We start from the raw sequence: 21,657 nt of genomic DNA, 5'->3' as shown, positions 1-21,657 counted from the left end.
TCCTGGGCTGAGCGGGGATGCCGTAGCGTCTGAACTGTAACCTGACGTTTGAACTACTACAAAGCGCTGTGTGCGATCCATCCCCGGCGTCCGAACGGGGTTGCGCTCACCCGCTGCTGCACGCTTTCACTGGCGCGCTGCTCTACATGTTCCCTACCGCGCGCGCACGCCCATGGCGTGGCCGAGGGCGACAAGGACTACATCCAGGAGATCTCGTGCACTCACCTGCAGCCCTTCACCGACCTTGGCGCCAAGCACATGGTCACCGGCTACGACCATCTGCTGTTCCTGGCAGGTGTGATCTTCATTCTCTACCAGCTCAAGGGCATCGCGCTCTACGTCAGCCTGTTCGCGGTCGGGCACTCGGTCACCATGGTTTATAGCGTCTGCGCCGGGTTGAACGTCAATGCCTACCCATGACGAACACCACCAGCACGAACTCGACTTCGCCTGGAACAGTAAAGAGCCACATGAACATCGGCACCGCCACGAGGCACTGGCCTACAGGCACCCGCACTTTCCGGACATCCACCACCGGCATTTACATTGATTGAACGAAGCACCAACTTCGCCTCCCGAATACCTCATGCGAGGCGGCGGCTTCACTCGGTTACTTGCCATTCGAACCACGAAGTGCCCAACGGCTGGTGTGGGTCGGCTCAAGACGGTCGCAGGTGGCCGACTATTCATAATCCTACATATTCGCCTGGCGAATCACTGTGGCCGCTGACTCGTAGTGAAATCGGCTACCGTGACACAGCGTGAGAGCCTACAGGTGGAAATGGCCTGCGGCCTCTGGCTGATAAAGCACTTTCCTAATCTGAATATGGCGGGTCCGGTTCGTCATGCGCCAGTCGAAGGCATCGCCCACCTTGTAGCCCAGGATCGCGGTACCAATGTCGGAGCAAACCGACAACTTCCCGGCGCTGTCATCCGCGTCCTCCGGGTAGACCAGCGCCACTTCGATTTCCTCGTCGTCCAGCTGCAGCAAAGTCCTTGAGTTCATCGTGACGACATTCTGCGGCACTTGACGCGGCTCGACGACGATGGCCCGCTCGATCTCGTGCTCGAGTTCGAAAACTGCCGAGGGATGCTCGAATACGAGCAGACTCGTGAGTCGTTCCTTGTCGAATTCGGTGATGTGGATGTCAGCGGCGTGATTCGCGGCGCCTTCTCGCAAGAGCCGGAGATAACGCTCGGCGCTCATGGCGAACGACTTCAGGGTAGGCGTCTGGCTTTCCAGCAAAAAGCCACAGTGCTCGAAAGCCTTCAGCGAGCGTGTGTTTTCCATGTGGATCTTGGCGATGAGCTTGTCGGCCCGCATTTCGAAGAACGCGAGTTTCATCCCTTCGCGGATGGCACTGGCGCCAAGCTTGCGCCCCCAGTTGTCGCGGTTGCCGATGACCAGCACCATTTCACAGTCCCGCCCGGTTTTGACGAGACGTACAAAACCCACAGGCACATCATGCCGATCGTAGGCCATGAAGAACCGACCGCCTTGATTGAACAGATGGGTCAGGACAGGCAGCTGAACACGTCCGATGACGTCTTCGATAAAGCGGGAAACATGGCGGGAATCGCTCAGGTAGCGGGTGACGCATTCGTCCTCCAGCCAGTCCATGAGAGTGAGCGCGTCGGCCCGAGTGATCTCGGGACACAGAGAAATGAAAGGCTTGGTCATCTTCACCACTTTGGCAGCGAGAATGAAAGCCTTTCATGGACACGGCCATGACGGTTCTTTCGGGGAGAGCCGCCATTTTAGGGTTCTCCGAGTGCGAAGTCGAGGCGACCCGCGTATGCCGCTTGAAGTAACCCCGTGACCAAGGGCCTTGGTCTCTGCTGACCCTACCCTTGTTCAGTCATCACTCACCCATCCCCCGCTCCCCCGCGAACTCCCCCGGCGTCGCCCCGAAATGCTCCCTGAAGCTCGCGATAAACGCCGACACCGAGTCGTAGCCGCAGGCGATGGCGACATCGGTGACGCGCTCGCCGGCTTCGAGCAGAGGTAAGGCGCTGATCAGGCGCAGGCGCTGGCGCCAAAGGCGGAAGTTCAAGCCGGTGTGCTCGCGGAAGAGCCGCGCCAGTGTGCGTTCGGAACACCCCAGGCGTTCCGCCCAGGTGGCCAGGCCTTCGCGTGAGTCGGGTTCGGCCTCGAGCGCTTCGCAGAGCTGGCGCAGGCGGGGTTCCCGCGGCAGCGGCAGCATCAGGCCCAGCGTGGGCGCTGCGGCCACCTGGTCGAGCAGGACGGCTGCGAGCCGGCCGCCCGGGCCGCGCTCGTCATACTCCGCGGGCAAGTCGCCGAAGTTGCGGATCAGCTCGCGCAGCAGCGGGCTCACGGCAAGCACGCGGCAGCCGCCCTGCGCAGCGGGCAAGGCGGCGGGCTCGATGTACAGGCTGCGGATCTCGGTGTTGGCCGAGCAACGCACCTGATGCGCAACGCCCGCAGGGATCCACACTGCGCGCTGCGGGGGCGCGATGAATCGCCCGCTGTCGGTACGCACGTCGAGCACGCCCGCCACCGCATACGCGAACTGGACCCAGGGATGGACGTGGCGATAGCCGAGCGCGCGATTGGCCACCGACTCGGCGTGGCCGAAGACCGATCGCGGCAGGACGACGAGCCCGGCAAGTTCTTCTGATGGAGGCGGCGGCATGTCTGGTCAGCGATATTGAAGAGCCGACTGGCGTTAGCTGGAAGTATCGCCCTTGGTTAGGCTCCCTCACAAGCGCGCCGCCGTCATGCCGAGCCCGCCCTCCACAGGCCTGTTTCCAGCCCGTTTTCTACCGCTTCTTACGCAGCTTCCCGCACCGCCATGAACCTTCTGCATCTGCTTTTCGACCGCTTCACGATCCTGCTCACTGCCGTCGTGGTGCTGGCCACCGTTGTGCCCGCGCAGGGCGCATTCGCCGTGTTCTTCGACTGGCTGACCCATGCGGGGATCGCGTTGCTGTTCTTCCTGCACGGCGCACGGCTTTCGCGCCGCGCCATCATCGACGGGGCGATGCACTGGCGCCTGCACCTGCTGGTGTTCGTGTGCACCTTCGCGATGTTCCCCTTGCTCGGCCTGGCACTCGGGCCCGTGCTGCGGCCGCTGCTGGGCGACGCGCTCTGGCTTGGCATGCTCTATCTGTGCCTGCTGCCGGGCACGGTGCAGTCGGCCATCGCCTTCACCTCGATCGCGCGCGGCAACATTCCGGCGGCCGTCTGCGCGGCGTCGGCCTCGAGCCTGGTGGGCATCGTGCTGACGCCGCTGCTGGCGGGCCTGGTGCTGGGCAGCACCGGGGCGGGCGTGCCGCTGGGGGAAGCCGTACTTAAGATCGGCCTGCAGTTGCTGCTGCCCTTCGCGGCCGGCCATGCCCTGCGGCCATGGATCGGCAGCTGGGTGATGCAGCAACAGCGCTGGCTGCGCCTTGTGGACCAGGGCTCGATCCTGCTCGTGGTGTACACGGCCTTCGGCGCGGCGGTGCTCGACGGGATCTGGCGCGTGGTGCCGGCCTGGGCACTGGCGCAGTTGGTGGTGTGCTGCGTGGTGCTGCTTGCGGTGGTGCTGGTCGCCACCACCTGGCTCGCGCGCACGCTCGGCTTCAGTGTCGAGGACGAGATCACGATCGTGTTCTGCGGCTCGAAGAAGAGCATGGCCACCGGGGTGCCGATGGCGCAGATCATCTTCAGCGGCGGGGCGGCAGGCCTCGCCATCCTGCCCTTGATGGTGTTCCACCAGATCCAGTTGATGGTGTGCGCCGTGATGGCGAGGCGATACGCCGAGCGCGACCAGTCGGCCGCCGTGGAGCAGCGCGCCCCGCACTGAGGGCCGAGGCCGCGCCGCGCTTCTGACTCGGGCGCGGCCTCGTCAGTGCTGATCGCCGGTATTGGCCGCGGCGAGGAATGCCGGCCGCTCGCCACCGCCATGCAGCAGCAGGTTGGTGCCGGCGAAGTAGGCCGCCATCGGCGAGCCGGCATACAGGCAGGCGTTGGCGATGTCGTCCGGCGTGGCCATGCGGCCGGCAGGGATGGTGGCGCCCACCGCGGCGATGCCTGCGTCGTCGCCGTAGTGCAGGTGCGACTGCTCGGTCTGCACCAGCCCCGGGCTGACCGCGAGCACGCGCACCTTGGGCGCCCACTCCACCGCCAGTGACGATGCCAGCGACAGCACGCCGGCCTTGGCCGCGCCATACGCAGCGGTGCCCGGCGAAGGGCGCGAGGCGGCGACGCTGCCGATGAAGATGATGACGCCGCCTTCGGCCTGCTCCTGCATCAGCGCATTGGCTTGCTGGGCGACGTTGAGCGGGGCGATCAGGTTGAGGCGGATGATGCCTTCGTGAAAGCGCGGCGAGGCCTTGTCGGCAAGCGCGAAGGGCGCGCCGCCGGCGTTGTTGACCACCACGTCGAGGCGGCCGAAGCGCTCGCGAATGGTGGCGAACAGCGCCTGCAGCGACTCGATGTCGCGCACGTCGGCGGGGATGAAGTCGGCGCGGGCGCCGCCCGCCTCGGGCAGGGCCTCGGGCGCGTTGCGACCACACACGACCACCGCCGCCCCGGCGGCGAGAAACCCGCGCGCAATGCCCGCGCCGATGCCCTTGGTGCCGCCGGTCACGAGCACGACCTTGCCGTGGTAGCCGAGCGCTGCGGCGCCGGTGGAAGCCTGTGTGTTCATGCGTTTCTCCGCAATGGTTGGATGCCTGCGAGTCTAGGTGCGGCCCCCGTGGCATTCGTCGTCTGAACGGACGATGAGCCGCTTGCGCCGAGGGCGGAACATGCATCCCATCCCCTTCCCCGGTCGCCGCACCCGCACGGGCCGTCGCACCGGGAGCGTCCCCTGGAGGCTCCATGACCACAGACCCGACACCGCCGTCCGACCCGGCCTCGCCCCTGCTGCTCGAACGCCTCGACGGCGGCGTTGCCGTGCTGCGCCTGAACCGGCCGCAGGCGACCAACGCCCTGTCTCTCGAACTTCAGGCCCTGCTGTCGCAGCGCTTCACCGAGCTGGCGACCGACGACACCGTGCGCTGCATCGTGCTCACCGGCGGCGACAAGGTGTTTGCAGCCGGTGGCGACATCACCAGCATGGCCGGCGCCGGCCCGATCGAAATCACCCAACGCCACACCGAACGCGTGTGGGGCCCCATCCAGCATTGCCCCAAGCCGGTGATCGCCGCAGTGTGCGGCTACGCCTACGGCGGCGGCTGCGAGCTGGCGATGCTGGCCGACATCATCGTCGCCGGCGAGGGCGCGCGCTTCTGCCAGCCCGAGATCCGCATCGGCATCATGCCCGGCATCGGCGGCACCCAGCGCCTGGTGCGCGCAGTCGGCAAGGCCAAGGCGATGCGCATGGCGCTCACCGGCAAGCCGATCAGCGCGCACGAGGCGTGGACCGCCGGCCTGGTGAGCGACCTTGTGGCCGACGACCAGGTGATCCCGACCGCGATCGAACTGGCGAGCGTCATCGCCGCCATGCCGCCACTCGCCGCCGAGCAGATCAAGGAGTGCATCCTGCTCGGCATGGATGCCCCGCTCGAGACCGCGCTGGCGATGGAACGCCGCGCCAACGCGCTGCTGTTTGCCTCGCGCGACCAGAAGGAAGGCATGCAGGCCTTCATCGACAAGCGGCCACCGCGCTTCGAAGGCCGCTGAAAGCCTGTCTCCACACACTCCACCCGAACCAGAGGAAGCACGATGTCCGACTCACCGATGACCCCGGCCCTTTTCAGACTCGATGGCTGCGTTGCCATCGTTACCGGCGCCGGCCGCGGCATGGGCCGCGGCGTGGCCGAGACCCTGGCCCGCCAGGGCGCCACCGTGGCGATCAATGACTTCTTCCCCGAGCGCGCCGAGGCCGCAGCCGCCGAGCTGCGCGCCACCGGGCTCAAGGCCCTGGCCGCGCCCGCCGACGTCACCGATTACGACGCCGTGCAGAAGATGGTCGCCGCCGTGCGCGAGCAGGCCGGCATCGTGGACGTCTACGTCTCCAATGCCGGCGTACCTACCACCGGCATGGGCTACGGCAAGTTCCTCGAGTCGAAACCGGAGGATTGGGAACGCTTCGTCAAGCTCAACATGTACGGCCTGATGAACGGCTGCCACGCCGTGCTGCCCGGCATGATCGAGAAGAAGTGGGGCCGCATCGTCGCCATCACCTCCGAGTCCTGGCGTGCCGCGGTACCGATGGGCATCGCCGCCTACGCCGCATCCAAGGCCGGCGTGGTCGGCTTCGTGCGCCAGCTCGCTGCCGAGGTCGGACGCAAGGGCGTGAATGTGAATGCCCTGTCGCTGGGCACGATGAACAACTGGGAAGGCTCGGAGGAGCTGGCACGCAAGAACTGCATCATCCCGCGCGCCGGCTCGCCTGCCGATGTCGGCGCCGGCGTGGCTTACCTCGCTTCGCGCGAGGCCGAGTGGGTCACCGGCCAGATCGTGCCGCTGAACGGCGGCGGTATCACCGCCTGAGGCGGGTCGGCAGCCCAGCGGGGCAGCCGCCGAGTTTCGCGCCAGGCACCGCTAGTCTGGCCGCGAATTCTGGAGCATGCCCTCGATGATGCGGGCAGTGCTGAGCAGGCGCTTGACCGACTCGCGGGTGAACGCGTGGGTGCGCTCATCGATGCCCTCACGCAGTGCGTCCCAGAGCCCGTCCTCGGTTCGCCGGACCTTGCCCCGTTGGCGCAGCTTCTCGAGCTTGCGCCGCACGGTTTCCTTGGGCAGCCCCGTCACCTGGACGAGGTCGGTCAGGCGCACCGGGCGATGTGCGCCCAGCAGAAAGCCATCCGGCGCCAGCAGTTCGGTAGGCGGCGCCCCCGGCCGGATGGCTTGTGCCACGTTGAGGTGAGCCAGCGTCCCCCACAGCATCGCGCTCTCGAGATCCATGTCGAGGGTCGTGGTCATCCGGCGCATGTGATCCACCAGATGGCGGTTGGCCGCAAAGGCAACCATGGTGAAGGCCTTGTCGATACGGCGATCAAGGTCGTCCATCTCTTCGTGCTCCTGTCAGGCTGGCCCAAAATGGGCCAGCAGCGCTGTCATGATGTGGATCGAGCCGTTACTCTGCAACGCTGGCGTCCGGATGCGGACCCTGCGCTGCCCAGCCGACAACGGCGATCGAAAGTTCGTCTGTCGCGCTTGTCCCTCCGTCACGATATGCGCTTAAGCTAGGCACTCCGGATGCCAAACCTCGATTCCGTCTCGATCATGCCTAATCAGAAACACCTCGCCGCTGCGACCGGCGCCGCACTGCTGCTCGCGCTGTCGGCATGCACCGAAGCGCCCGTCCCCGACAGCGCTCCGCCCGCCGTCAGGCCGGCACTGATCGTCACCGTCGGCGCCCAGGACACGCACGATGCGCTGCGCTTGCCTGGGCGCATCCGCGCTGCCAAACGCGCGGAGCTTTCCTTCGACGTGCCGGGCTTCGTCGACCGCTTCAGTCTCGAGGAAGGCCGCGAGGTGAAGGCCGGCGAGGTGGTCGCGCGCCTCGACGACAGCGTGTACCGGGCGAGGCTGGCGTCCGCCCGGGCCGAGTTCGAGCGCGCAAGGAACGATCTCGCGCGCTACCAGCGCCTGTGGGACACCGAAATGGCGGTCGCCCGTGCCGAGGTCGATGATCGCAGCGCCCGCCTCGAGCTCGCACGCACCAACCTCGCCGCAGCCGAGCAGGATCTGGCCAACACGGTCATCAAGGCGCCCTTCGCCGGCGTCATCACGCGCCGCCGCATCGAACCCTTCACCAACGTCCAGGCCAAGCAGCCGATCGCGGACCTGCAGGACCTGCGTGCGCTCGAGGTGGTGGTGAACGTGCCCGAACGGCTGGTGCGGCGCCTGCAGCCGCATCAGGAAGCCGTCGCCTTTCTCGACGGCGAGCCCGGGCAGCCTTTGGCGCTGGCGCTCAGATCGTTTGCTGCCGAGGCCGACCCGCAGACCCAGACCTACGTCGTCGTGCTTGCGCTGCAGACCATGCCGGCAGGCCTGAACCTGCTGCCCGGCATGGCGGTGAACGTGGAGCCGCTGGCCGCAACCCCGCGCGGGCAAGACGCCTCGCCCGCGGCCGGCGCGGCACTCACCATCCCGCTTGCCGCGGTCGCTGCCGACGCCCAGGGCCAGCCGGGTGTGTGGGTCGTGGATGAAGACGGTCGCGTTGCGCGCGCGCCGATCCGCACCGGCGCTGTCGTGGGCGCGGAGATCGTCGTCGAGTCCGGGTTGGTGTCGGGCCAGCGCATCGTCGGCGCCGGTGTCGGCGCGGTGCGCGAAGGCATGCTCGTGCGCCCGCTCGAGTCGCGCTGAACGCGGGGACCGGGCCATGAACATCGCCGAATACACGATCCGCAAAGCGGTCGTCGCCTGGGTCGCCACCGTGCTCGTGCTGGTGGGCGGCTGGTTGTCCTACGAACGCCTCGGGCGCTTCGAGGACCCGGAGTTCATCATCCGCCAGGCAGTGGTCGTCACCGCCTATCCGGGGGCCTCGCCGGCGCAGGTGGCCGAGGAAATCACCGACCTGATCGAGGGCGCCGTGCAGCAGATGCAGGAGGTGGAGGAAGTCACCTCGGTGTCGCGCGCAGGCGAGTCCATGGTCAAGGTGGAGGCCAAGCTTGCCTTCTCCCGCAGCCAGGCCGAACTCGACCAGGTTTGGGACAAGCTGCGCAGCAAGATTGCCGAGGCCGCGCGCGCACTGCCGCCGGGTGCGGCAGAGCCGGTGGTCAAGAGCGACTTCGGCGATGTGTTCGCGCTCTTCTACGCGGTCACCGGCGACGGCTACAGCCCGCGCCAGCTGTGGGACTACGTCGATCTGCTGCGCCGCGAGCTGGTGCTGGTGCCTGGCGTGGCACGGGTGGCCCTGCTCGGCGAGCGCAAGGAGGCGATCTACGTCGAGGTGTCGAGCGCGCGTGCGGCGCAGCTTGGCGTGCCGCTCGACCGCATCTATGCCTCGCTGCGTGCGCAGAACCTGATCACCCCGGCCGGCGCGGTCACCGCTGGCCCGCTGCGCCTGCAGATCCAGCCTGCGGACGGCGTGCTGTCGGTCGACGCGCTCGGCGAGCTCGTGGTCGCAGGCGACACCAGCAGTGGCCTGCTGCGCCTGCGCGACGTGGCCGAGATCCGCCGCGAGTACGTCGATCCCCCGGCAGCGCTGATGCGCCACGACGGTCGCCCGGCGATCGGGTTGGGCATCTCCAACGTGCAGGGCGGCAACGTGGTCGAGATGGGCGACGCGGTCAAGCGCCGGCTGGCGGAGCTGGAGGGGCAGCGCCCGGTCGGGATGGAGCTGAACGTGGTTTCCTTCCAGTCGGACTCCGTGCGCGCCGCGGTGTCGGGCTTCGTCGACAACCTGGTCGCCGCGGTGGCGATCGTGGTGGTGGTGTTGCTGTTGTTCATGGGGCTGCGCAGCGGCCTGATCATCGGCGCGGTGCTGGTGCTGACGGTCGCCGGCACCCTGATTGCGATGCTGATGGACGGCATCGCCATGCAGCGCGTCTCGCTCGGTGCGCTCATCATCGCGCTGGGCATGCTGGTGGATAACGCCATCGTCGTCACCGACGGCATCCTGGTGCGGCTGCAGAAAGGCGAGCGGGTCACGGCGGCGGCGGGCGCGGTGGTGCGCGCCACGGTGTGGCCGCTGCTCGGCGGCACCGTGGTCGGCATCCTGGCCTTCAGCGCGATCGGGCTGTCGCCCTCGGACATGGGGGAGTACACCGCCTCCCTGTTCTGGGTGATCCTGTATTCGATGCTGCTGTCGTGGCTGTTCGCGATCACCCTGACGCCGCTGCTGTGCGCCGCCTTCCTCAAGGTGAAGGCGGACGCGGAGGTGCACGAAGGCCGCCTGCTGCGCGCCTACCGCGGCCTGTTGCAGGGTGTGCTGTCGCACCGTCTCAGCAGCGGCCTGGTGCTGGCCGGTCTGCTGGCCGCAGGCGTGGTCGCGTTCGGCCATGTGCTGCCGGGCTTCATGCCCGATTCGGCGCGGCCGCAGTTCGTGGTCGACCTCGCCCTGCCCCAGGGCACCGACATCCACACCACGGCGGCAGTCGTCGCCCGCGCCGAGCAGAAGGTGCGCGCCGCCCCCGGCGTCACCCACATCTCCAGCTTCATCGGCCAGGGCGGCCTGCGCTTCATGCTCACCTACAGCCCGGAAGATCCCAACCCGGCGTATGGTCAGTTGCTGGTCGACGTCGAACGCTTCGAGGACATCTCCGGCCTCATCGACCGCCTGCAGCCCGAGCTTGAGGCGGCCTTCCCGGAAGCCAGCGTGAAGGTGTGGAAGTTCATGCTCGGCCGCGGCGGCGGCAAGAAGATCGAGGCTGCCTTCCGCGGCCCCGACCCGGCAGTGCTGCGCCAGCTCGCCGAGGAGGCCAAGGCGATCATGGCTGCCGACCCCGAGGCAGTGGCGATCCAGGACGACTGGCGCCAGGCGGTGCCGGTGGTGCGCCCGCGCTTCTCGGTCGAGGCCGCGCAGCGTGCCGGCGTGCTGCCGTCGGACATCGCCGCCGCGCTCGAGCGCCACTACGTCGGCCAGCAGATCGGCGTGTATCGCGAACACGAGCGCCTGATCCCGATCATGGCGCGGGCGCCGGCAGACGAACGCCACGGCGTCGAAGACCTCGGCAACGCCCAGGTGTTCAGCGCCGCCGCCGGCAAGTACGTGCCGGTGAGCCAGTTCGTCGAGCGCGTCGACACGGTGTGGGAAGACGCGCTGATCCGGCGCGAGAACCGCTTCCCCACCATCAAGGCACAGTGCGACCCGCCCGCCGGACAGCTGTCTGCGCCGCTGTTCGAGCGCCTGCGCCCGCAGATCGAGGCCATTGCGCTGCCGCCGGGCTACGTGCTCGAATGGCACGGCGAGCACAAGGCCTCTGCCGAGGCCAACGCCGGGCTGGCCGCCGCCGCGCCCTTCGGCTTTGCAGCGATGGTGGTGGCGGTGATCGTGATGTTCAATGGCCTGCGCCAGACCGCGGTGATCTGGCTCACGGTGCCGCTGGCGGTGGTGGGGGTGGCGGTCGGGCTGCTGCTGTTCCAGGCGCCCTTCGAGTTCATGGCCATCCTGGGCTTCCTGAGCCTGACCGGCATGCTGATCAAGAACGCGATCGTTCTGGTGGACCAGATCGACGTCGAGATCCGCGACGGCAAGCCGCGCCTGCTCGCGGTGCTGGACGCCTCGGCAAGCCGCGCACGGCCGGTCTTCCTCGGCGCCGCGACGACGGTGCTGGGGGTGGCGCCGCTGCTGGTCGATCCCTTCTTCCGCAGCATGGCGGTGACGATCATGTTCGGCCTGATCTTCGCCACCGGGCTGACCCTGGTGGTGGTGCCGCTGCTGTACGCGAGCTTCTTCCGCATCCGGAACGACGAGATGGAGGCGGGTCGATGAAGCGATCGCCACACCCTGTGCGCATGCTGCCCATTCTTGCGCTGCTGCTGGCGGCGTGCCAGCCCTCGCCCGTGGTCCGGCCCGAGCTTCCGGTGCCCGCCGCCTGGCCGCAGACCGGGCATGCGGACACGGACCCGGCCGGTGCCAGCCTGGCCACCTTGCCCTGGAACGCGCTCCTCCCGGTGCCGGAGCTGCATGCCCTGATCGCGGACGCGCTCGCGGCCAACACGGATCTGCGCATCGCGATCGAACGCATCGAACTGGCGCGCGCGCAACACGGCATCGAGCGCGCCGCGCTGTTCCCGGGCATCAACGCCAGCGCGGCGGCGAGCCGCGAACGCATGCCGGGCTTCGACCCGCGCGAGAATCGCATCGGCGAAAGTGCGTCGCTGGGGCTGTCGCTGCCAGCTTGGGAGATCGACCTGTGGGGGCGGCTCGCCGCACGTGCCGAGGCTGCGCGCATGGAGGTTCTGGCCAGCGCCGCGCTGGCTGACGGCGTACGTACCAGCCTGATCGCGCAGGTGTCCTCGCTCTACCTCGAGCTGCTCGACCTGGACGCCCAGCAAGCGATCACCGAGCGCACGCTCGACGGCCGGCGCAAGGCGCTTCGGCTCACCCGTGCGCGCTTCGAGGAGGGCATCTCGTCCATCCTCGATGTCCGCCAAGCCGAATCCCTGCTGGCCGGATCGGAGCAGGCCCTGGCCGACCAGGCACGACGCAGTGCCCAGGCCGAGAACGCGCTCGCCGTGCTGCTGGGGCGCAATCCGGGCCCGATCCCGCGCCACACCCGGCTGGACGACCTGGGCCCGCCGCAACGGGTCACCGCCGGCCTGCCTGCCGAACTGCTGCAGCGGCGCCCGGACATCCGCGCCGCCGAGGCGTCACTGCTTGCCGCCGGGGCCAACGTGGAGGCCGCGCGCAAGGCCTTGCTGCCGCGGATCACACTGACCTCGCTGCTCGGCTTCGCGACCACCGATCTCGCGCAACTGTTCGACAGCGGCCGCCATGCCTGGTCGCTGCAGCCCGCGATCGGCTTGCCCCTGTTCGATGGCGGACGGCTGCAGGCCGGAGTCGATGCCGCCGAAGCCCAGCAGCGCATCCTGGTCGAGCAGTACGCCGCCGTCGTGCGCCAGGCGTTTCGCGAGGTGAGCGATGCACTCGCCGCGTTCGAGCACCTGAGCCGGCAGCGCGAGGCGACCCGCGCCGTGGTGCTCGCCAACCGCGAACGCCTGCGGGTGAGCAACGCCCGTTACCTGGCGGGGATCTCGAGCTATTTCGAAGTGATCGATGCCGAGCGCCAGTTGTTCGACAGCGAACTCGGCCTGTCCCAGACCACCCGCGCCCTGCACCAGGCGGTCGTACAACTGTACCGGGCGCTCGGGGGCGGCCTGTCCGACGCGCAGGCGGGCTGACGCCCGCGTTGCGCCCCCCGGTGCTCAGGCCAGGCGGAAGCGCCCGGAGAGTTCGTCCAGCGTACGTGCCAGCGCATCCAGCCCGGCAGCCGACTGCGCGCTGCGACCGGCACTTGCGGACAGATCGCCGGTGCCGCTGGACACGCTGTCGATACGGCGCACGATCTCGCGGGTGGATTCGGCCTGGGCCTTGATCAGCTCACCGATGCTGCCCACGGCCTCGAACACCGCATGGGTGCCCTCGCGGATGCTTTCGACCGAGACCTCGGCTTCGCGCGACAGCCCCTCTCCTGCCGCAACGCGCTCGACAACCTGCTTCATGCCGGCAGACACGCCGCGGGTGCGGTCCTGGATGTCGCTGATGGTGACGATGATTTCCTGCGTCGACGCTGCCGTGCGTTCGGCGAGCTTGCGCACCTCATCGGCGACAACGGCGAAACCGCGCCCCTGTTCGCCTGCACGCGCGGCTTCGATCGCGGCGTTGAGGGCCAGCAGGTTGGTCTGCTCCGCCACCTCGCGGATGACATTGACCACGCCGCTGATGCGCTGCGACAGTTGCTCGAGCTCCTTGACCTGGACCGCCGTGCTGTCGACCACCTCGGCGACACGGTGCATCTCCTTGGCCATGCTGCGGATGAACTGGCGGCTGTCCTCGGCGCGGGCCGAGGAGCGCTCGGTGGTCTGCAGCGACACGCTGGCATGCGTCTCGACCTGGTCGATCGACTCGACCAGGGCGTTGGCGGCCTCGGACATGCGATTGAGCGCCTCTTCCTGCGACAGCGCATGCTCCGAGGCCGTGCCGGCGATGTCCGACATCTGGCGCGCCTCCACCCCGAGCTGCTTCACCTCGCGGCGCAGGTCGTCGACCAGGCCGTGGAGACGGTCGCGCATGTGGCCGATTTCGCCGAGCAACACACCGAACTCGTCGGCCCCCAGCGCAGGCACGCTCACCGAGAGGTCGCCCTCCGCGATCGAGCGGGCGACGCCGGACGCCACGCCGAAGGCGGTGCGCAGGCGCCGGAGCGTGCTCACCGCGATGAAGACGCCGCACACGGTGCCGATGACCGAGAGCGCGATATAGGCAGTGATGGTGGCGTGGTAGCGCTGCTGCGCGGCCTCGTACATGCGCGCGGTAAGGTCGGTCTGGTGGGCATGCAGCGCCGCCAGGGCCTCGCCCGTGGCATCGCCCGCGGGCTCACCGCCCTGGACGAAGGCGCTCATGTAGGTCGGGCGAAAGTAGCCGGTGCGCAGCGAGGCAAGCACTTCGTCGACCTGGGCCAGCCACTCGCGGTAGTGCGCCTCGAACGCCTCGAACAAGGCTTCTTCCGCGGGGTCGCGCAGACGCTCGCGCTGCGTCTGCAACAGGGCCTCGATCTCGCCGGTGTTGCGATCGATCTGCTCCAGGTAATGCGACAGCGGGCGCTCGTGCGCCGAAGCCAGGCCGCCCTCGGGGTCGAGCTGGAAGGCCAGCGGGACCAGGCGGCGGTTCGACAACAGCCGCAACTGGATCGCCTCGAGCCGCCCCAGCGTGGCGATATTGATCTCGTGAACCTCGCGCAGGGATTCCTTGGCCTGGTGAAGTCCGTACCAGCCGAACGCCACCGCGGCCAGGAACAGGAAGCCGGAAACCGCCGCCCAGATCCACAGGCGCTGTGCAATGCTGAGTTTCGTCACGCTGGGATCCCCCCGTCAGCCCGCTGCACGCACGCGGTTGAGCGCCGGGTCGTTCGGCGCGTTGAGCACGCACATGGTGCCGGCCGGGTGGTAGATGTAGGGCACGCAGCGGTTGCAGTTGATGCAGCCCGAGGCCGTGGCCTCGCCGCGCGCGAACTTGTTGACCAGCTGTGCGTCGTGGATCAGCGGCCGCGCCATCACCACCGCGTCGAAGCCCTCGGCCATGGCCTGCTCGGCGTTGGCGAGCGAGCGCGCACCGCCCAGGTAGCCCAGGGGCACATCGACTGCAGCACGGATGCGGCGCGAGTATTCGAGGAAGTACATCTCGCGGAAGCTCACCTTGGGCGTGCCGAACTGCGCCAGCTTCATCATCAGCCCGGTGAGCCAGCTGCCCTTGAGCACCTTCTTCATCTCGTCCATGTCGAAGTTGCTGCCGAACATGAACCAGCCCGACTCGATGTTGCGCCCGCCGGACAACACCAGCAGGTCGGCACCCGCCTCCTGCAGCAGGCGGGCGGTGACGATGGCATCGTCCACCGTCGCGCCGCCGGCCACGCCGTCGGCCACGTTGATCTTGGCAAGCACCGCCATCTGCCGGCCGACCTTGTCCTTGACCCGGCGCAGCACCTCGGCCGGAAAGCGCGCGCGCTTGGCCGCAGTGCCGCCATAGTCGTCCTTGCGCTTGTTGGAGAGCGGCGAGATGAACTGGTTGAGCAGGTAGCCGTGACCCATGTGGATCTCGACCGCGTCGAAGCCGGCCTCGCGACACAGCTCGGCGGCGTCGACGAACTGCTGGGCGACGAGATCCATGTCAGCGCGGGTCATCGCGCGCTGGAAGAGGTTGCCGCGCATCATGCCGGCCTTGTTGATGCCGCCCGAGGCGCTCATGGTCGGCCCGTCGACCTTGAGCGAGGTGACGAAGGAGCCGCCATGGGTGAGCTGGTAGGAGATCGCGCCGCCCTCCGCGTGCACGGCATCGGCCAGGGCCTTGAGGTCGGGCAGGATCTCGCGGCGCATCCACACCTGGTTGGGCAGGGTACGGCCGACCTTGGCGACCGCGCCGTAGGCCACGGTGGTGAGACCCACACCGCCAGCGGCCATGTCGCGGTGGTGTTTGACCAACGCCTTCGTGGGCGCGCCATGGAGCACCATGCCCTCGTTGGCGCCGGCGCGGATGAAGCGGTTGCGCAGGCTGATCGGCCCCAGCTGGAAGGGGGCGAACAGTTCATTCTTCTGGCTCATGGATGCCTCATGGTGTCGATGGCTGGGCTGCGCTGACGCAGCGCAATCACGCAGAAACACGCAACTGCGCCCTCAGTTCATTCTTGGCGACCTTGTTCGAAGCATTGACCGGCAGCGATACGAAGAAGCGCACCATGCGCGGCACCTTGTAGTTGGCCATGCGCTCGCGCGACCAGGCGATGAGCCCGGCTTCGTCCAGCGCCTGGCCGGGACGCAGCACGACGCAGGCGCAGCCGACCTCGCCCATGCGCTCGTCGGGCACGCCGATCACCGCCACCTGGGCGATCGCCGGGTGGGCGGTGAGCGCGGCCTCGATCTCGGCCGGGTAGCAGTTGAAGCCGCCGACGATGAACATGTCCTTGAGGCGGTCGGTGATGCGCAGGTAGCCGCGCGCGTCCAGGGTGCCCACGTCGCCCGTGTGCAGCCAGCCCTCGGCGTCGATGGTCTCGGCGGTAGCCTTGGCATCCTGGAAGTAGCCCTGCATGACGTGGAAGCCGCGCAGGCAGATCTCGCCCGCCTCACCGGCCGGCAGCGGGCGGTTGTCGGCGTCGACGATGCTCACCTCGGTGCCGGGGATGGCATGACCGCTGGTGAGGGCGACCGTCTCGGCGTCGTCGTCGGCAGCGCAGATGGTGGCCAGGCCGCCGCATTCGGTCAGGCCGTAGGCGGTGAGCACGACCTTGAAGCCGAGCTCGCGACGCATGCGCTCGATCAGCACCGGCGGGATGGTCGACGCACCGGTCACCGCCACGCGCAGGCTGGAGAGATCGGTGTGCGCCAGCTTCGGATGCGCAAGCATCGACAGATAGAGCGTGGGCGGCCCCGGCAGCACGCTGATGCGGTCGGCCTCGATGCGGCGGAACACCGCCTCGGCGTCGAACACCGGGTGCGGCAGCACGGTGGCACCAGCGATCAGGCAGGTGACCCAGCCGGCCTTGTAGCCGAAGGTGTGGAAGAAGGGATTGACGATCAGGTAGCGATCGCCGGCCCGGATGTCGGCGATCTTCACGTACTCGATGAAGGCCTGGATGATCTGGCGGTGGGCGCTGACCACGCCCTTGGGGCGGCCGGTGGTGCCCGAGGTGAACATCAGGTCGGACATGTCGCCAGGCTGCACGCCCGCGGCGCGCGCGCGCGCCTGCGCTTCGCCCACGCCCGCAGCGCTGGCGATGAAGCTGTCCCAGTCGGTGTCGGCATGTGCGCCGGCGTGGCCGATCGCGACCACCTTTTCCAGCGTGGCCGGGCGGCAGTCGGCGAGCATGGCGGGGTAATCGACGTCCAGGAAGCGGTCTACGACGAAGAGGACGCGGGCGCCGCTGCGCTCGATGATGTCGGCTGCCTCGGCGCCCTTCATGCGGGTGTTGATCGGCACCATCGCCGCGCCGGCGCAATGGATGCCGAGCGCGGCGAGGATCCATTCGGCGCGGTTCTCGGCCCAGATCGCGACACGGTCGCCAGGTGCAATGCCATGGGCGATCAGGGCGCGGCTGACGGCGAACACGTGCGCAGGCAGGTCCGCATAGCGGATGCGGCGGTCGCCGTCTTCGATGAAGATGCGCTCGCCGTGGCGTTGCGCGGCCTCGAGGACGAGTGCGGGCAGGGTGCGGGCGGCGGGGGCGGTGAATGCTGCAGTCATGGTCGTTCCGGGAGTGTTGCGGCGGCTCAGATGCTCATGACGAACTGGCCGCTGTCGACGCGCAGCTCGATACCATTGACCGCGCGCGAACCATCCTCGGCAAGGAACAGGATGGCGGCGGCGACATCCTCGGGCAGGCAGGCGCGGTTCATCGGGTCGGCGTCGATGGTGAAGCGTGCCGGGTCGATGCCCTTCGGGTACGAGCCCGCAGTCATCGGCGTCATGATGCCGTCGGGGTGGATGGAATTGCAGCGGATGCGGTACTTGGCCTTGCGGCAATGCGCGGCAACCGCGCGCGTGAGGCCCGAGATGGCGGCCTTGGAGGCGCCGTAGGCGGCGTAGTCTTCCTTGGCGGCAATGCCGGCGATCGAGGACATGTTGATGATCGAGCCGCCGCTGCCGGTCTTCATCAGCGCCACGGCGGCCTTGCAGCCGAGGAAGACGCTGTCGGCGTTGACCCGCATGAGGCGCTGCCAGTCGTCCAGCGAGGCGTCCTCGATCGATCCCTTGATCAGGATGCCGGCGTTGTTCACCAGGATGTCGAGGCGACCGAAGCGCTCGCGCACCGTCGCCATCACCGCGTCCCAGTCGGCCGCCGAAGCGGCATCCTGAAGGATGAAGAACGCCTTGCCGCCGAGCCCGGCGGCAAGTGACGCACCCGCGTCGGCGTTGAGGTCGGTGAACACGACCTGGGCGCCTTCCCTGACGAACAGTTCCACCGTTGCACGGCCAACGCCGCTCGCGCCGCCGGTGACGAGCGCCACCTTGCCTTCGATTCGTCCTGCCATGTGCTCTGTCTCCTGTCGATTCGTCACGCGTTGGCCGCGATGTGGTGCGCGGCGATGTAGCCGAAGGTCATCGCCGGCCCGATGGTGGCGCCGGCGCCCGGGTAGGCGGTACCCATCACCGAGGCCGAGGTGTTGCCGATGGCGTAGAGGCCTTCGATCGCAGAACCGTCCGCGCGCACCACGCGGGCATGGGCGTCGGTCAGCAGCCCGCCCTTGGTGCCGATGTCGCCGGCATCCATGCGCATGGCGTAGAACGGGCCCTTCTGGATCGGCGCCAGGCAGGGATTGGGCTTGACGTTGACGTCGCCGTAGTAGCGGTCGAACACGCTGTCGCCGCGGCCGAAATCGGCGTCCTTGCCGCTGCTGGCATAGGCGTTCATCTTCGCCACCGTGTCGTTGAGTCCGGCGGGATCGACGCCGATCTGGCGCGCCAGCTCGTCGAGGGTGTCGGCCTTCCAGTACACGCTGCCCAGCCACTCCTTGCGCAGGCGGCTGTCGGGCATGATCTGCGCCGGCATCAGCGGCCCCATCGCGTAGTTGAAGCGGAAGTGGGCGTCGAAGATGCACCACGCCGGCACATTCTTGCCGCCGGTGGCGTCACGGTCCTTGTACATGGCGTCGCCGAACTCGAGGTAGCCCTGGGCTTCGTTGCAGAAGCGCTTGCCGAGGCTGTTGACCACGATCGCGCCGGGGAAGGCGCGCTCGGCGAACACGCCGCGCGGCTTGTCCTCGCCGACCACGGCGATGGTCGGCGCCCACCACGCCCATTCGAGCAGGTCGGTGGCGGCCCCCGCGGCCATGCCGGCCTCGAGCGCGGCGCCGGTATTGTTGCCCGGCGGCGTGGCGCTCCAGGCGGCCTTGGTGGGCTGCGGCAGGTACTTCTCGCGCAGCGCCTGGTTCTGCTCGAAGCCGCCGGCGCCGAGGATCACGCCGCGGCGGGCCATCAGCGTCAGCTCACGGCCTTCGCGCGAGACGCGGACACCGATGACACGGTCGCCATCGAGCACGAGCTCGCGGAAGTCCGTCTTCAGCCACAGCGGCACCTTGCGGTCGAGCAGCGAGGCACGCAATGCACACACCAGCGAACTGCCGAGGCCGGCGCGGCGGTCGAACTTGCTCTTCCTGCGCCACCTGAAGTCGAACTTGTAGCGCAGCATCAGGCCGAGCACCTTGAAGCGCCAGCCGCGCTCGCGCGCCATGGCGACGTGGGCGTCGCGCGCGGTCCACGCGATGCGGCCCATGAGCAGGGTCGAAGGCGAAGGCCGGCGCAGGTTGGCGAGCTCGTCGCCGAGCGTGCTGGTATCGAACAGCTCGGGGTCGAGCGAGCGGCCGCCGGGCAAGGCGCCGGGCAGGTGCTGGTAGTAGTCGGGGTACTTCTCTGCCACCGCGTAGCGCACGCGGGACTTGTCCTCGAGGTACTTGATCATCTTGGGCGCGTGGTCGAGGTAGGCGCGCACCTTGGTCTCGTCGGCCTTGCCGCCACCGGCTGCCAGGATGTACTGCAGCGCCTTGTCGTAGCTGTCCTGGCCGCCCTTGGCCTTGAAGTAATGGTTGTTGGGAATCCAGATGCCGCCACCGGAGATCGCAGAGGTGCCGCCGAACTTGTCGCTCTTCTCGATCACCAGTACCGACAGCCCCTGGTCGGCGGCGACTACCGCCGAGGTCATCGCGCCCGCACCGGAGCCGACGACGATGACGTCCCAGCCCATCTGTGACTGATCTTGCACGCTCACGCTCCACCCCTGATCTTGTTGGAATGTGGGCGATGGTGGCGGCAGGCCGGGCACGCTTCATCGTCAATGCGGACTAGACGCGCACGCGCCGGTCGGCATGCGCGCCGACATCATCCAATCGAGGGATGCGGCACAGGCTGCGGGCTCCGATGATCGTGCGCGGAGACCTCCATGCAGCCAGATACGATAAGGAAAAGCACATGAGCACAAGCCCTTCCCCCACTCCCGACGCACCGCCCCGCCACAGCCCCGCCCGCGCCTGCCGGGTCGAGGAGGTGCCGCACTGGGACATCGAGACCGACATCGCCGTGATCGGCTTCGGTGCCGCCGGCAGCTGCGCGGCGATCGAGGCGCGCGCGGCCGGCGCCGACGTCCATGTCTTCGAGGTGGCAGCCGCCCCCGGCGGCAGCGCCTCGTGGTCGGGCGGCGAGGTCTATGTCGGCGGCAGCGGCGGCACCCGCGTGCAGCGCGAGCACGGCTTCGAGGACAGCACCGAGGATCTGCGCACCTACCTGATGATGGCCGGCGGCCCGGGCGCCGACGCGGACCGCGTGCGCCTGTACGCCGAAGAGGCCGCCGCCCACTTCGATTGGCTGGAGGCCCAGGGCGTGCCGTTCAAGGGCACTTACCTGCCGGGCAAGTGGATCGAGCCCACCACCGACGACACCCTGCTGTGGTCGGGCAGCGAGGCGGCCTGGCCGTTCAGCGCCAAGGCCAAGCCGGCGCCGCGCGGCCACACTGCGCAGTTCGAGGGCTGGGGCGGCGGCAAGGTGCTGATGGAGAAGCTGTGCGCGCGCGCCGAAGCCATGGGCGCGGTCGTGCATTGCAACAGCCGCGCGCTCAGCCTGATCGTGGACCGGACGAACAGCGTGGTCGGCGTGATCGTGCGCATCGAGGGCGCGGAAAAGTACGTGCGCGCCCGCAGGGGCGTGATCCTGTGCGCCGGGGGCTTCATCGTCAATCGCGAGATGGTGGCGCGTTTTGCGCCCGGCGCGCTGGCCTGCTCGGAGATCGTCTCCGGCGGCAACGACGACGGCTCGGGCATCCGCATGGGCATGAGCGTGGGCGGCGCCACGATCCACATGGACCAGTTCTTTGCCACCATCCCCTTCTTCCCGCCCGAGTCGCTGGTGAAGGGCATCTTCGTCAATGCGCGCGGCGAGCGCTTCATCAACGAGGACGCCTACCACGGCCGTGTCGGCCACTACGTGTTGCGCCAGCCCGAGGGCAAGGCCTGGCTACTGGTCGATAACGAGATCTTTGGCCGTCCGGTGATCCAGCCCGACCTCAAGATTGCCGCAGTCGGCGAGACCTGGGAGGAGGTGGAGCAGGAGCTTGGCCTGCCCACCGGCAGCCTGGTGCACACGGTGGCCGAGTTCAACCGCCATGCGGCCGAAGGCGAGGATCCCTTGCTGCACAAGGCGGCGAACTGGCTGCGTCCGCTCACCGAAGCGCCCTTCGCCGCGCTCAGCTACTGCAGCGAGGACATGAAGGCCCACGCCTTCACCATGGGCGGCCTGCACACGCGGCCCAGCGGCGAGGTGCTGGACGCGGATGGCCAGCCGATCGCCGGCCTGTACGCTGCCGGCCGCACGGCCTGCGGCCTGCCGCGCTGGGGCGAGGGCTACAGCTCGGGGATGTCGCTCGGCGACTCGACCTTCTTCGGCCGCCAGGCCGGACTGGCCGCTGCCCGGCGCTAGAGACGGCGCCGCGGGGGCGACGCACAACCACGACGCCAGAGCGGAAACGCCGCGCACACCCACCTGGGGTGGCGCGGCGTTTTTCGTTACCGCAGGACTGCACGCCCTGCCAGAGGCCGTCGCGGCGACGACCTCC

The 21,657-nt window shown here is 68.5% G+C and carries 17 protein-coding genes; 8 read left to right on the top strand and 9 right to left on the bottom strand.

The features are described from left to right. Positions 1-48: 48 nt before the first annotated feature. Positions 49-420 (top strand): HupE/UreJ family protein, encoded by a 372-nt coding sequence (locus tag B447_RS22950; protein ID WP_269745236.1) that lies wholly within the window; start codon positions 49-51, stop codon positions 418-420. Between the two features lie 349 nt (positions 421-769). Here B447_RS22950 and B447_RS06285 read toward each other — a convergent pair whose 3' ends face one another. Both B447_RS06285 and B447_RS06280 read right to left on the bottom strand, forming a co-directional pair. Beyond that, on the bottom strand, positions 770-1,681 hold the full coding sequence (locus B447_RS06285; RefSeq protein WP_002937735.1) for a bifunctional GNAT family N-acetyltransferase/nucleoside diphosphate kinase regulator: 912 nt from the start codon (positions 1,679-1,681) through the stop codon (positions 770-772). 181 nt (positions 1,682-1,862) lie between these two features. After that, positions 1,863-2,654, bottom strand: a complete 792-nt coding sequence (locus B447_RS06280; protein ID WP_002937733.1) for an AraC family transcriptional regulator — start codon at positions 2,652-2,654, stop codon at positions 1,863-1,865. Positions 2,655-2,813: 159 nt separating this feature from the next. Here B447_RS06280 and B447_RS06275 point away from each other — a divergent pair, with 159 nt between their 5' ends. Beyond that, a complete protein-coding gene (locus B447_RS06275) occupies positions 2,814-3,809 on the top strand; it encodes a bile acid:sodium symporter family protein (RefSeq protein WP_002937722.1) in 996 nt (331 codons plus the stop codon). 42 nt (positions 3,810-3,851) lie between these two features. Here the strand turns inward: B447_RS06275 and B447_RS06270 are convergent, their stop codons facing one another. After that, positions 3,852-4,655 (bottom strand): SDR family oxidoreductase, encoded by an 804-nt coding sequence (locus tag B447_RS06270; RefSeq protein ID WP_002937721.1) that lies wholly within the window; start codon positions 4,653-4,655, stop codon positions 3,852-3,854. Between the two features lie 173 nt (positions 4,656-4,828). Between B447_RS06270 and B447_RS06265 the strand changes: the two genes are divergently transcribed. Both B447_RS06265 and B447_RS06260 read left to right on the top strand, forming a co-directional pair. Continuing rightward, positions 4,829-5,632: an enoyl-CoA hydratase gene (locus tag B447_RS06265; protein WP_002925326.1), complete on the top strand. Its 804-nt coding sequence runs from the start codon at positions 4,829-4,831 to the stop codon at positions 5,630-5,632. 42 nt (positions 5,633-5,674) lie between these two features. Then, positions 5,675-6,445, top strand: coding sequence for an SDR family NAD(P)-dependent oxidoreductase (locus tag B447_RS06260; protein ID WP_232431555.1), 771 nt, complete (start codon positions 5,675-5,677; stop codon positions 6,443-6,445). 51 nt (positions 6,446-6,496) lie between these two features. On the opposite strand, the gene B447_RS06255 is transcribed toward B447_RS06260, so the two are convergent. Further along, a complete protein-coding gene (locus B447_RS06255) occupies positions 6,497-6,964 on the bottom strand; it encodes a helix-turn-helix domain-containing protein (protein ID WP_002937715.1) in 468 nt (155 codons plus the stop codon). 216 nt (positions 6,965-7,180) lie between these two features. Here B447_RS06255 and B447_RS06250 point away from each other — a divergent pair, with 216 nt between their 5' ends. The 3 genes from B447_RS06250 to B447_RS06240 are packed head-to-tail and all read left to right on the top strand — an operon-like array spanning position 7,181 to position 12,748. Then, positions 7,181-8,266, top strand: coding sequence for an efflux RND transporter periplasmic adaptor subunit (locus B447_RS06250; RefSeq protein WP_232431554.1), 1,086 nt, complete (start codon positions 7,181-7,183; stop codon positions 8,264-8,266). Between the two features lie 16 nt (positions 8,267-8,282). Beyond that, a complete protein-coding gene (locus tag B447_RS06245; RefSeq protein ID WP_002925338.1) occupies positions 8,283-11,336 on the top strand; it encodes an efflux RND transporter permease subunit in 3,054 nt (1,017 codons plus the stop codon). After that, complete coding sequence (locus tag B447_RS06240; RefSeq protein WP_002925340.1) at positions 11,333-12,748, top strand: efflux transporter outer membrane subunit; 1,416 nt, start codon at positions 11,333-11,335, stop codon at positions 12,746-12,748. The genes B447_RS06245 and B447_RS06240 overlap by 4 nt, the downstream gene beginning before the upstream one ends. Positions 12,749-12,772: 24 nt before the next feature. Here the strand turns inward: B447_RS06240 and B447_RS06235 are convergent, their stop codons facing one another. The 5 genes from B447_RS06235 to B447_RS06215 are packed head-to-tail and all read right to left on the bottom strand — an operon-like array spanning position 12,773 to position 19,815. Continuing rightward, a complete protein-coding gene (locus B447_RS06235) occupies positions 12,773-14,422 on the bottom strand; it encodes a HAMP domain-containing methyl-accepting chemotaxis protein (protein WP_002925342.1) in 1,650 nt (549 codons plus the stop codon). Between the two features lie 15 nt (positions 14,423-14,437). Then, positions 14,438-15,664 (bottom strand): NADH:flavin oxidoreductase, encoded by a 1,227-nt coding sequence (locus B447_RS06230; RefSeq protein ID WP_002937701.1) that lies wholly within the window; start codon positions 15,662-15,664, stop codon positions 14,438-14,440. Between the two features lie 46 nt (positions 15,665-15,710). After that, positions 15,711-17,300, bottom strand: coding sequence for a FadD3 family acyl-CoA ligase (locus tag B447_RS06225; protein ID WP_002937700.1), 1,590 nt, complete (start codon positions 17,298-17,300; stop codon positions 15,711-15,713). A gap of 26 nt (positions 17,301-17,326) precedes the next feature. After that, positions 17,327-18,088: an SDR family oxidoreductase gene (locus B447_RS06220; RefSeq protein ID WP_002925348.1), complete on the bottom strand. Its 762-nt coding sequence runs from the start codon at positions 18,086-18,088 to the stop codon at positions 17,327-17,329. A 23-nt stretch (positions 18,089-18,111) separates the two neighbouring features. After that, positions 18,112-19,815, bottom strand: coding sequence for an FAD-binding protein (locus B447_RS06215; protein ID WP_232431553.1), 1,704 nt, complete (start codon positions 19,813-19,815; stop codon positions 18,112-18,114). Positions 19,816-20,021: 206 nt separating this feature from the next. Here B447_RS06215 and B447_RS06210 point away from each other — a divergent pair, with 206 nt between their 5' ends. Beyond that, positions 20,022-21,521, top strand: coding sequence for an FAD-dependent oxidoreductase (locus B447_RS06210; protein WP_002937695.1), 1,500 nt, complete (start codon positions 20,022-20,024; stop codon positions 21,519-21,521). The last annotated feature ends 136 nt before the right edge of the window (positions 21,522-21,657 follow it).

This window comes from Thauera sp. 27 (assembly GCF_000310125.2).
Classification (GTDB): domain Bacteria; phylum Pseudomonadota; class Gammaproteobacteria; order Burkholderiales; family Rhodocyclaceae; genus Thauera; species Thauera mechernichensis.
This window is presented reverse-complemented; position numbering and strand designations above follow the sequence as displayed.